At 42.0% G+C, this 11,975-nt stretch carries 9 protein-coding genes; 2 read left to right on the top strand and 7 right to left on the bottom strand.

Features of this window, described 5'->3' with window-relative positions:
- Positions 1–164: 164 nt before the first annotated feature.
- The 7 genes from Q0081_RS24860 to Q0081_RS24830 form a co-directional block, all read right to left on the bottom strand.
- Positions 165–554, bottom strand: a complete 390-nt coding sequence (locus tag Q0081_RS24860) for a zeta toxin family protein (protein ID WP_298360121.1) — start codon at positions 552–554, stop codon at positions 165–167.
- A 55-nt stretch (positions 555–609) separates the two neighbouring features.
- Positions 610–4,596, bottom strand: a complete 3,987-nt coding sequence (locus tag Q0081_RS24855; RefSeq protein ID WP_298360119.1) for an Eco57I restriction-modification methylase domain-containing protein — start codon at positions 4,594–4,596, stop codon at positions 610–612.
- On the bottom strand, positions 4,593–5,690 hold the full coding sequence (locus tag Q0081_RS24850; RefSeq protein ID WP_298360118.1) for a hypothetical protein: 1,098 nt from the start codon (positions 5,688–5,690) through the stop codon (positions 4,593–4,595). The genes Q0081_RS24855 and Q0081_RS24850 overlap by 4 nt, the downstream gene beginning before the upstream one ends.
- Positions 5,691–5,701: 11 nt before the next feature.
- On the bottom strand, positions 5,702–8,782 hold the full coding sequence (locus Q0081_RS24845; protein ID WP_298360116.1) for a glycoside hydrolase family 3 N-terminal domain-containing protein: 3,081 nt from the start codon (positions 8,780–8,782) through the stop codon (positions 5,702–5,704).
- 10 nt (positions 8,783–8,792) lie between these two features.
- Entirely contained in the window at positions 8,793–9,299 is a 507-nt protein-coding gene (locus Q0081_RS24840; RefSeq protein ID WP_298360114.1) for a DUF6169 family protein, read from the bottom strand.
- On the bottom strand, positions 9,271–9,462 hold the full coding sequence (locus Q0081_RS24835) for a hypothetical protein (protein ID WP_298360112.1): 192 nt from the start codon (positions 9,460–9,462) through the stop codon (positions 9,271–9,273). Before Q0081_RS24835 ends, Q0081_RS24840 begins: the two co-directional genes overlap by 29 nt.
- A 65-nt stretch (positions 9,463–9,527) precedes the next feature.
- Complete coding sequence (locus tag Q0081_RS24830; RefSeq protein WP_298360110.1) at positions 9,528–11,252, bottom strand: SWIM zinc finger domain-containing protein; 1,725 nt, start codon at positions 11,250–11,252, stop codon at positions 9,528–9,530.
- 78 nt (positions 11,253–11,330) lie between these two features.
- Between Q0081_RS24830 and Q0081_RS24825 the strand changes: the two genes are divergently transcribed.
- Entirely contained in the window at positions 11,331–11,765 is a 435-nt protein-coding gene (locus Q0081_RS24825) for a UPF0158 family protein (RefSeq protein ID WP_298360108.1), read from the top strand.
- A 24-nt stretch (positions 11,766–11,789) separates the two neighbouring features.
- Positions 11,790–11,912, top strand: a complete 123-nt coding sequence (locus tag Q0081_RS24820; RefSeq protein ID WP_298360106.1) for a hypothetical protein — start codon at positions 11,790–11,792, stop codon at positions 11,910–11,912.
- Positions 11,913–11,975 lie beyond the last annotated feature (63 nt).

Here is an 11,975-nt window from a genome sequence, read left to right as displayed (position 1 = left end):
TTAAAAGGTTAAACTTCTCTTCATTTATAACGATCAATAAGCTGCCGGTTTGTTTTTCGGCCAAGAGTTCATGCCTCCCCTTAGAGTTGTCAAAAATTAAAGCGCCATCTACAATTGGAAGATAAATATCGAACAGATTTCTAATCCCTTTGACATATCGCCTTTCAATAACTTCGGGTTCGATATTGTGCCCTCCCTCTGATTTTGACCCGTTCTTTGGCCAATTCACTATTTTGAAGCCAAAAAAATAATGACGTAACTCGATACCCTTTTTCCTTTGCTTCGATTATTTTGTTCTTGTAACTTCGGGTGGACAACGTCGTTTCAAATGCAAAATTCTCATTTTCAGCAAGCAACTCGTTTATTCGGTGCAACATGATTCGTCCTGCTTCAAACGAAACTTTTTCAGGCTGAAAAAGGGATAGCCCTTTTGCGATTTCGTCGGCATTGACAAATTCTTTACAGTCCAAAACTTCAGGTAAAATTGTAAAAGATGCCGTCGTTTTCCCTGCCCCGTTGCATCCCGCAATAATATAGAGTCTTTTGTCATCCATCTGCACAAAGTTAGATTAGTTGTTTTTACAGGGTGTGGCAAGCCCTACAGCCTTCTTACTCCTGTGTTTTTTCTGCCATTGGCTTTATCATGCTTTCTATAAAACCAATCTCTTCTGTGGTCAAGTCATATTTACTATACAACTGCCTGTCTATCTCCGAAATAGACTTGCTCCAATCTATATCTGACTTGTTTGTAAAGTCTTGTAATGGGACGAACTTCCAGACATCTTTACTATTATGCTGTGTCACTTTTAACGTACCTAACATGGCTCTGGTAAATTTGGATTTTATATATTTATCACAAGCCTCTGCCTCATTTAAAGATTCAAAATTCCCAATGCAAATGAATGATTGTGTGAAGCCAATAGATGGTTTGCCAATAACAGGTGATGATAAGGTTTCTCCAAAAATCCCAGAGCCATTACTAAATGGTAAAAAAACCTTATATTTATACAAGCATATATGCTCTTCAATATATTTTGTGTGGATGTATCGGTAAATTCTATTGTTTTTTATCAGACCAAGAACTTGAATTTCATTATCGCCGGTGGCATTTTCCTTAAAAACTTCGAGTTGTTCAAAAATTAAAGTTGTTAATCGTTTTTCCGTTCCATTACTTCCTATAATGCTTTTATAATTTGGGAAATCGTTATACAATACATTTAACTTGAATTTATTTTGAGAATGTATTATACTATCAATTGAATAAAAATTTGATGAAGATATTACTTTACTCAAAATAATGCTCAATAGAGGATATGGTGTAAACGTTCCAATTTTATTGAATGCTTGCTGTTTATCTCTGAAAGTAACAGCTACGCCTCCCTTAATATCCACATTTGGAAACACTTTTGTACTATCACTCTCATACCAAATTACTTTAAAATGTGGGTCTTTAAGAATTTTTGAGTTCCATTCCTTTGGTGTTTTCCCCGCATTAAATAAAAACCGAGCTGGTGTTATAAATGTTACTTTATCAGAAGTTTTGAAAGCGATGTCCATGAATAAATGATATATAGGATTGTCACTCGTCCCTTCAGTGGTTACTTGATAAGGCGGATTGCCTACGATTGCGTCAAATTTCATAGTATCATTGGTGTTTGCTTTCCAATACGTTTGCCCTTTTTTAACTTTTTTGATAAAGTTATCGGCTTTGTGCGTGATTTGGTTTACCAAATCTTCAAAATGGTGGGTGTTTACATTTGCTTTTCTGAATCCTACCAACGTTCGTTTGGTGATGGTTTTCGCCATAGGCGTTTTGCAGATCACAAAAACGTTTTCGGCTACCGTTTTATCCCAAAGTGCCTGTTGTTGGGTGATGGTCAGTGTGTTGGCATCTTGGTCGGGGTACCGATCTTTGAGGCGATTACGAAAAATACTGTACGTGATATAAAGCGGATAAAGACCTGATTTTGAGTTTATTTCAAGAATGAGAGCCTTAGGAGAAAACACACTTTCGGTTACCTCCCCATGAGAAACGTAATTGGGATGGGCAATTGTCTTTTCGCGATTTTCATCTAAAAACACATAGCCCCCGAGGCAGTCGCCCAAGTGCATATTTACGACCCGCCACGGGGTCAATACGGTCTCTTTATCGGGGTTTCTAAAGGTGCCAAAGATAGAAGTGATTCGCTCAATACGCTCTTCCACACTAAGGTGGTCGGCGGCACGGGCCAACGCCCGGATGCGTTTGCCGGCAGCACGAAACACATCCGGCTCATAGTATTTCTTAAACTTTCGGAAGGTTTGTTTGGTCACGCCCTTGGGCATAAATTCTTCCCAAGAATGGTTGTCAACCAAATCGGCAAAGTTGTCTATCGAGATTTCCGTTTCTTCGTTGGTTACTTCTGCGCCATAGATAAGCAAAGGCATACGAATAGAAATACCTCTGAGGATGGAAACGGCGCTGTCTCTGATTTCTTTCTTTTTATTTTTTTCTTCAATGAGTCGTTTTTGTTCGTCTGTCAGTTCCTTTTTATTCTTTTTTTGGGCTTTTTCCAGTTCCTCATATTCTTCGTTCGTAAAACCCTGATTGTTTACATCAATATCACCGCTTTTAGGCATAGCCTTGGTGCTGCCGATTATTTTTTTCAATCCATCAAACTCTTCTAAGTCAATAGATTGCAATTTCATCAATTGGTCGTTGTTGTACAGATAAGTATCCTCAAAACCATTACGCACTACTCGCTCCACATATACTTTTTTGAGCTGTTCCAACATGCCATTGACATCATAACTTCTCATTTGAGAGCCATGAATATCGATAATGGGGCAGAAGTTCAGGAACTCCCCCATTATCGTTCGGTCTTCACCGGAGGTCTTCCCTGCTTTGGCTGATACTTTGGCTGTTTCGGCAATCACTTTGAGGGTGCGGTCCGGGGCAAAGTCAAACACAAAGCATTCTTCCTTGACTTTGCCGTTAATGGTAGCGGGCGTTTGCACTCGAAAAATGGTTTGCATGTACCCGGACGCCGAGGTATTGTGCGAACCCGAAAGCATGAAAACCGCCGTCCAAGCTTTGACCGAAACGCCAGTGGTTAAACGCCCGCAAGAGAGCGTAATGGTGTAGGTTTCGTGAGGTTTATCACCAATTGCTTTTTCTACTTTATGGAGTGCTTCTTCGTTGGTTTCTTCTTCATCGCCATCGCCGGCCACATTCACAATTTTAAATTGGCCGAAAACAGCATGATTGTTGAGCATTTTGCTCAAGGCTTTAGCTTCTTTGACCCCGGGCACCATCCAGAGGGAGTGCCGGAAATTATCCCGGTATTCATCGGTAGAATACGGATAGTTGCTTGCCGGGTCTTTTTTACAAATGAGATTTAAGAAAGAAAGCACATCCTTTTGGTGAAGGAAACTTCCGGTGTCGGTCACTCTAAAAAATTCACGAAAGTTAAATGCTACTTCTTCGTCAATGTATTCATGCAACAGTTTGCCGAGGTCGTACGTGTAAATGTTGAGTTTTGGAAGCGACGCATACGGGTTGGGGTCACCAAAGTGAATTTTGTCCCATTCTGCCTTGGCTTTTTGCTCCATGACATAATCCCAAGTATAGATTTCTTCTTCTTTGTAATTGTCGAGAAGATTAAAAGGGGTACCGGAGAGGTGCAGGATTTTGGTATTCGCTTTTTTCAGTACATCAAGCACATTTTTACCAAGGTCGGTTTGAGTGCCTTCATGGGCTTCATCTACGATGATACAATCCCAGAGCGTACCGAATAATTGATCATTTTTATTAAAATTACCACCTACCAATTCTGAACCTCGCAGGTCTTGCATAGAGGCAAAGTAGATGTACTTTGATTCTTTCGTTTGGCAGCCTTTTTCTAACGTTGAAAACGAATTTCCTTGGTTTTTAGAACCATAGGAGTATTGAGGCGAATCATAGAATATTTTCCCAAAGTCTTCAAACCAACCCTTATCGACTACGGGGCGGTGCGTTAAAATGAGTGTTCTGGCAAATTTATGTTCTTTAACCACCTGAAGGGCAGAAAGCGTTTTTCCGAAGCGCATTTTGGCGAACCAAAGCATTTCATTCCCTTTTTTGAATTGCTTAATGGTTTTTTCAATCGCCTCTTTCTGTTCAGGTCTAAACAGTACCGGATTCTGAGTGTCTGTAACCTCGCCAGCATGAAGCGACTCTTTGCCCTGCTTTACCGCAGCTATCGCTTTTTTTACAGTTTCAAGGTCAGTAATAAACCATTCATTGGCGTTATTTTTTGTGTCAAAGGTTTTTCTTTTTATCCCTGAACGAATCAGGACTTGATGCACTTCTGCATCAGAAAAGGCTTTGATGGTGCCTTTTTGGGCATAAACAGCCACTTCTGTATAAAGTAAATCATACGCAATACCGGCAGTTTGGGTATATTGGTCTATACGCTTTTTGGCGGCTTTATTGAGAGCCGAACTATTGGGTTCTAATCCCCAAATATTGTCATTGTCAGAAGTTGTTTCGCCTATTTTCAAGCATCCCCTGTGTGCCTCATCATTGATACGAAACACATAGATCAACTTTAACTTGAGTGAGGATGTAAATTTCATTTTCTCGACTTTTTTAAAACATCAATAAATTTGATTTTCCGCCCGGTTTTCCCTGTTTTTAAATCTTTGTTAGACCAATCTTTTATGAGGCAATAAATGCCATTGTGCTTATTGATATTATCTGTTTTGCAGCCTTCACAAACGATTTTTGTTTGTATTTCCCCAAAAAGTTCGACACTTGTTTCAATTTTATCGCCACAGGTATTGGGAACAACCCCCTTCAAACCGTCCATCTGCCAAATATTCCACGATATAATGTAGGCGATATATTGAATAGATTTCAGTAAAGGTTCTTTTCCAAATTTGAACGTATAGTTTTCGATAAAGGTGATGAGCATAGCCTCACGTGCAAGCAACAAACTATCTCCTTGCCATTCAAACGCATACGTATTTTTGTAGGCAGTTTGAGCGGCTTTCAACCATTCTCCGGTTGTGTGTACATTTTCATTAATGACTCTCAATTTTCGGTCTAATATTCCGATACGATTTTCAGTGGGGATAAACGCCCCTGTGGTAGTATCATAACGACTGGTGATATAGGGAGCCTCTCCACAAGCTATTTCTAAGCGAGTGTCACGAACATATTCTTTCCAGGTTTTACCTTCGGGATAGGTTATTATTTCTTTGTTTACTTCCCACGTTCTAAAACCCTCAGTAGTTACAATTTCAGCATTGAAGGCATTTTCTCTTCCAAACCACGCATTATCAATTAAATTATTTTGAGCATTGCATATCCACGAAGGTGTAAAGACCTCTGCCATTTCCTTGGACCTGATTTGTTGTAAAATTTTGTCTTTATGGACTCGGGGCATAATGATATTGCCATTATCACCAGTGATTAAAGCAGGCAAAATAGGAGAACTAAAACAGTATGCTTCACCGAGGTGTTCATAATTGTCGGTAGCCCAGAATATATTTTTTTGTGTAGTGTGGTCACGCAGTAATATGTCGAGCACATCAGGATATTGCTCAATTATTTCGTTTTCTAAGATGTCTATTTCAGTACGCACCAATAAATTTGCTTTGATTTTAAAAACTTCTTTGATTTGAGCCTTGACCACTTTGCGGAATGCCGCACCGTAAAAAGAGGTCAAAACCAAGCATTCTACTTCACTCCCAACCCCTCATACACCACCTGCATGATGGCCGTGCGGACGTTGAGGGTGGAGATTTTGTTGTTGTCGCGCGTGGGATATACTCGATTGGACAAAAAGACATAGTTGAAATTATAGGCAGGGTCGTTCCAAATCATAATGCCCGTATAGCCGGTATGACCGTAGCTCATCGCCGTGGCACTTTTGGGAGCATTACCGCAATCTCTCCCCCGGCAAGGTTTATCAAAGCCAATACCGCGACGTGATTCGGGAAATTGATAACTTGTAAATTCATTCATTGTATTCTCAGAAATGAACGATTCGCCGCCGAAGCTACCTTTTTGGAGGTACAACTGCGTCACTTTCATCAGGTCGTTGGCATTTCCAAATAATCCCGCATGACCGCTTAGGCCGCCGAGCATACCGGCCCCTTCGTCGTGTACGCGCCCGTGCGCAAGTGCCTGACGGTAGAAAGTATCGCGCTCCGTAGGAACTATGGTACTTAAATCATTGAAACGAAGCGGATTGAAAGTAAGGGAATTGGCCCCTATCTTGCGGTACACATTGGTTTTCAGGTAGTCTTCAAACGGCACACCAGTGATGTTTTTTACTACCTGCGGATACAGCATAAAAGACAAATCCGAATACACGTAGTTCTTTTCAGCAACAGCGGAGCGCGCGTTAAGCGGCGAGTCTTTAATTGCCTTGAATATCTTTTTGTGGTATTTTTTGTGCAACCATAAACTATCGGTTATCTGAACCGTATAAGGTCCGTGCGCTTCTTTTCCCCACACAAATGTGCCTTTTTTCCAAGTTCCATCGGCATTTTTGGCATTCTGCCAAAACGGAATAAACGCACGAAGGCCGGCTTGGTGGGTCAGCACCTGCCGCCATACCAAATCGGCTTTATTGGAGTTTTTAAAATCGGGCAGGTAGTCCTTCATGGTTCCGTCTAAGTTGAATTTTCCTTCACTGTGCAAACGCGCCAACGCCATGGTGGAGCCGGCAATTTTGGTCACGGAAGCAAAATCATAGAGGTCGGTCAGTTGCGCCGGGCGCGGTGGCACATTTACCATCGTCAACGGAGTCGCAAACACATGGGTACCATAGGCTTTGCGGTAGAACACTTTTCCGTCTTTGGCCAATTGTACTACGATGCTCGGCGTTGCTTTTTGGGCAATGGCATTGTTGGCAATAGAATCAATTTTAAAGGAAAGCCATTTGCTGTCCAGTCCCACTTCTTCCGGAATGGTGTATTTCAAACGCCCGATGGCAGGAATATCCAAACCGGCTCCGTAGCCGAATTGCGTATTGACCGTCACTGGCAATTTCCCTTTGGCAGGAATGGCTCCGAACAACAACTGCGCAGATAATTCTTCCGTAAAAGGCGTCAATTGGTACGCCATCACCAACGCTTTAGCTTTAGATACATCTTCCAGTTTATTGAGTGAGTATGCATTTCCAAATACTGTAATAACGGCATTGCCGTTGTTGGCCAGCTCTTTCACCCAAGCCGCCGTGGTAGGCGTAATTCCGTAGTTCGTACCCGGGCGAATGTTATTCAAATGTGCCCCTACCAATACCACATCGTAGCTTTTCAACGCGGCACGAATCACATTCTGAACACTGTCCGGCGTTTTGGGGTGAACCACAAAGTGATCCACATTGGTATACAATGAAAGGGTTTTCTGAAACACCGTCAGATTACTCGTATTGGTCGTTTCATTGCGCATACCAAGAGCTACAACCCCCTCTTTGGTTGCTGTAGTCGCGGCAGGGGCGTCGGTGAGGGAAATAGACGCGATGGTTACTTTTTCCAAATGCTTGATGGGCAAAATATAGCCTTCATTTTTAAGCACCGTCAGCGCATTTTCGGTGAGCAGGCGATTGAGGAGCTCGGATTCTTTATCGTTGATATCGGCAATCAGATTCTTAGTTTCAATGGGTTTAAATTTGTCCAACCCCACCCACGCCTTCGCCGCCAGCACTTTCTTGACCCGCGCGTCGATTTCGGCCTGACTGATGCGGCCTTCAGCAATGGATTTTTTGATTTCGGCAATGGCAGCGGGTACGTTGGGACTAAACTCCAGTATGTCCATCCCAGCTTCCAATCCTTTGGCATCGCCGGTTCCGTTGGGAAAATACTTGACTAAGCCATTCATGTTCATGGCATCCGAATAAATGAGGCCGTTGAAATGCAGTTGGTCTCTTAACAACCCCGTTACAATGGGCTTGGAAAGCGTAGAAGGTACATTTTTGGCGGTATCTAATATAGGGATTGCCAAATGCGCCATCATGATACCATCGGCACCTTTTTCAATCAGTTTACGAAAAGGATACAACTCTACGGAATCCAAGCGAGCGCGTTTGTGAGGAATGACGGGCAATTCAAAATGCGAATCCACTCCCGTATCGCCGTGACCAGGAAAATGTTTAAGCGAGCTCAAAATACCACCGTCCTGCATCCCTTTCATGTACGCGTACGATTTCTCAAACACTTTTTGAGGGTTTTCGCCAAAGGAACGGAAGTTAATGACGGGGTTATTGGCGTTGTTATTGACGTCGACCGAAGGCGCAAAATTGATATGGACGCCCAATCTCTTCTTCTGAGCGGCAAGCGCACGACCCATTCGATAAATCAAATCGTCGTTTCCCTGAATCGCCCCCATCGTCATTTGGTACGGGAACCGCACCGCACTGTCCAATCGCATGGCCAAGCCCCATTCTGAGTCCATCGCTACCAGCAACGGTACTTTGGAAATGGATTGGTAATAATTGGTCAGTTGTGCCTGTTGTACCGGGCCGCCCTGAAAGAAAATCACCCCACCCACTTTATAGTCGCGAATGTACTGCGCCACCACGCGCGGGTTGGAGAAAGTGGTATCAATAATCACCCGTTTGGGATTGGTAGGATACCCGTGTGCCGCTACCATGATGAGTTGCGCAATGCGTTCATCGGGCGACAAACTGTTAAAAACGGAGTCTATCCAGCGTTGATTGGGGTGTTGGAGAAAAGGAGGGGTAATTTGCTGCGCAAATGTCAAACTTAGCGTGCAGAATGTCGAAAAAAGTAGAAGGAAAAGGCGTTTCATTGTAGGAGTCTTATTTCTGTTGGTCGTCAGTTAGATTGATGAAGGCTTCTGTAATTTCCTGTCGCTTAGGGTTATAGCGGTGTATAATCAGAGAAGTGTAATAAACTACAGTCCTGTTGTCTGTAATAGGGGCATTGATTTTAACAAAATCATTCCCCTTAAATGACTCAAACCATTGCGTAAATTTTCGATGACGAATGGCTTGTTTGTCGTCGGATGAGTCGCAAATGTAGATGACCACTTGTTCATTATTTCTACCAATGAAATCGTAGAATATAGCTGCAATTGTGACAGGAATACGTGAATCTAAAGGAGGTTTTTGTTCAGTAAAATTTTCAGAAACAATAATACCTAACTCAAAAGCCTCAAATGATATGTTGGAGTAGTTGGTAAATAAGTAGGATGTGTCTTTAAATTTTACTTCATGCACAATTTTATTGTCCGTCTTAAAGAAAAATGAATTCTCTTGCCCTCCTGCAAAAAGATACTCATACGTCCGTGGTATTTGCTTTTGCATTGAGTTCGTCCAATTTTCGTAGATATTCCTGGTACTTTTCTGTTTTAGCAAATGCCTTGGAGTCTTCCTCCATTTGCTTCTTACTTGCTGCAAGCGCCTTTGCGAACGCAATAGCACGCTCATTGCTAGGCTCTCCTCCCCCTGAAAGTGTGATCGTTATCATGGTCTAAAATAGTATAGTAGTATGACAAAGGTAACGAAAAAGGCATTATTTACTTGCTTCATTTATCACTTCATCCGCAGTACCTCATTCAGTTCTTCATGCCTAGCGGGGCGCTTAGGATTCTGAACTTTGAGTGAATTTACCAATTCGTCTATAGCTGTTGCCGTATTTGGAATTTCTTTCTTAATTTGTTTCATCTGCTCAGCCAGTTGATGATATTCCGGGCGAGTACTGACGGCAGTCCCCCACTTTTTGAGCAATGGAATATACAAATCCAATAACTGCTGCGGGTATAATTTAGCCAAATAAGGACTGACTTTATTGAGCGAGTCGAGTGTGGCATTTTCCTGAACTAACTCAAACAATTGTTCCCAAAGTTGTTCTTCGATAAAAATCGGCGATAACGTCCTGAATCGCTCTGATTTTGGATCCCACCAGTAGCCTTTTTCGGGTTTTACGTTCGATTTTTTAATGGTTTGTTGAATATGGTCATCAATTTCTTTGACCCATTCCGGCGCCGAAAACGTATTTTTCCACTGCTGATAGTATTTCCTGTCAAACCCACGGTCAAACGCAAATTTTCTAGCAAAATACCGTATCTGAACCGTGTCTTTTTGGAGTATTGCGATTTCCAACAATTGGCCTTCCCAATCACTGACAGTTCCCGGATGTTTTTGCTGTTCTGCCACTAAAATACCGCCTCGAATCAGCGTTTTAGCTTTCTCATACTCTTTGGCAGCTAATGCCTCTTTAACCACCCCTCGGCGAATCTCCACAATGTCAAGATTAGCCTCAATGAGTTGTTTTGCCTCTTCTGCTTTGCCTATTTTTTTTAGAAAATCAATGCGCTCAGTTCGTAAATGATTTCGTAAGTAGTCACCAGCAACTCTTTCAAGACGTTCCAAAACAGTTAGATACAAGTCCAGCTCACCCAAATCTATCGCAATTTTGGGGACAATCTCCAGCAAATTATAGCCATAATCACCATAATCAAAATACACTTTATTGAGCAATTCTTTGGCCACAAATTCGAGCAATTCTTCTTTGAGATCGCGACTTGCCTCCGAAGTAGCAACGCTGTCCAAAAGCTCAATGGCTTCCTGAACAGTGCCGCCCAATTCGCCCGACGAATCGTCACTCTGTTCGTATGCTTCCATGAGTTCCACCAATACGACTTGCCCCACTGTAAAGGCATCTTTGAAGTTTTCGTTGGAAGCAGCCTGATAACCCATTTGAATGATTTTATCTATTTCATGACTTAACTTACGCGAAGCACTGTAATCAATAAAACCACGATTAGAATGAGTACGAATCGCTTTAGTGACCAAATCTTTATATTTCTGCCGAACATCAATGCGCTCGTCTTTTTCAGCAAAATGGAGTTCAAATTTTTGACTGAACGTTTTATCTGATGCAGCATAGTCAAGAACAAACCCTCTCAACTCTTTCAAATCAATTTTTTCGAGCAACTCTTTTAACGTCAACTTCTGGGACTTTTTAGGCTTCGGGCTTGATTTTTTTTGCTTTACTTCTTTTCGTAAAGCGTAAAGCACCGCTACTACATGTTTGCAGGTAGGACCGTCGTACGGGCAATCGCAGAAATAGTGTTTGACCATTTTTTCTTCCAATTCAACCTCCACTTGGTATGTTTCAGAGCCTTCGACTTCGGCTGTCCAAAGGTTTTCCTCTGAGTCCTCCAAATAGATAACTGCATCATTTTGGAAGTAATTGCGACCTCTTTGTACTATCTCGCGGCTGATTTGTTCTTCAAAATTATCAAGCGTAAACATTAGCTGAACGATGTTGTGTTTGCAAAAAGAAATGAAGAGAATTATTTTTAACTGCTCAAACACAAAACTATCAAAAATATGGACGACAACTATTACGACGGATTAGCGCAGGATCTTGAAATGGGACTCATTTGTTATGTACATCGTACCACCAAAGAATACATTTCAATGCCTGATTTCAGTGAATTCAGTGACAATCAGGAGTTGTATCAGGAAGATATTGATAAAATAGAAGCAAATCCGGATGATTATGTTGAAATGCGACCCATGGAGTCCCGCAAAAGTTTTCTGATTATGACCGATTTTGCAGAACAGGAAGTGACAAATCGCTTTTGGCAAAGCAAATTGATAGATGCCTTAGAGCGTTCAAAACCGTTTCGCCGTTTCAAAGACATTGTAGATACCTACGATGCACTCCGTGAGCAATGGTTTACCTATAAGCACACTCGCTATACCGAATGGGTGAAAGCAAAACTGGAGGTGGCTTTCAACGAGGAGAATAATGAGGAGTAATTTCCTACGTACCCAATCATCCGGATGGCTGCCTCAACAACCTACGACCATGCAGCGTTGCACTTAGCCGATTTGTTCCGCAGCAATTTTGACAAATACGCCGATTTTGCAAGCCCGCAAATTTTAGCGGGAGCGCCTTTAGCCTAATCAATTTACAATAAGCCTTTTATAGAAATGACTGACAAACCCGCCGATAGATTCTGCGGGTTT

Source organism: Runella sp. (assembly GCF_027484545.1).
GTDB lineage: Bacteria > Bacteroidota > Bacteroidia > Cytophagales > Spirosomataceae > Runella.
The sequence above is the reverse complement of the archived record's forward strand: the minus strand, read 5'-3'. Positions and strand labels throughout refer to the sequence as shown.

Excerpts from the sequence above, each read along its gene's own strand:
- Q0081_RS24860 (WP_298360121.1), bottom strand. The coding sequence starts at position 554 with ATGGATGACAAAAGACTCTATATTATTGCGGGATGCAACGGGGCAGGG.
- Q0081_RS24855 (WP_298360119.1), bottom strand. The coding sequence starts at position 4,596 with ATGAAATTTACATCCTCACTCAAGTTAAAGTTGATCTATGTGTTTCGT.
- Q0081_RS24845 (WP_298360116.1), bottom strand. The coding sequence starts at position 8,782 with ATGAAACGCCTTTTCCTTCTACTTTTTTCGACATTCTGCACGCTAAGT.
- Q0081_RS24840 (WP_298360114.1), bottom strand. The coding sequence starts at position 9,299 with ATGCAAAAGCAAATACCACGGACGTATGAGTATCTTTTTGCAGGAGGG.
- Q0081_RS24835 (WP_298360112.1), bottom strand. The coding sequence starts at position 9,462 with ATGATAACGATCACACTTTCAGGGGGAGGAGAGCCTAGCAATGAGCGT.
- Q0081_RS24830 (WP_298360110.1), bottom strand. The coding sequence starts at position 11,252 with ATGTTTACGCTTGATAATTTTGAAGAACAAATCAGCCGCGAGATAGTA.
- Q0081_RS24825 (WP_298360108.1), top strand. The coding sequence starts at position 11,331 with ATGGACGACAACTATTACGACGGATTAGCGCAGGATCTTGAAATGGGA.
- Q0081_RS24820 (WP_298360106.1), top strand. The coding sequence starts at position 11,790 with ATGGCTGCCTCAACAACCTACGACCATGCAGCGTTGCACTTAGCCGAT.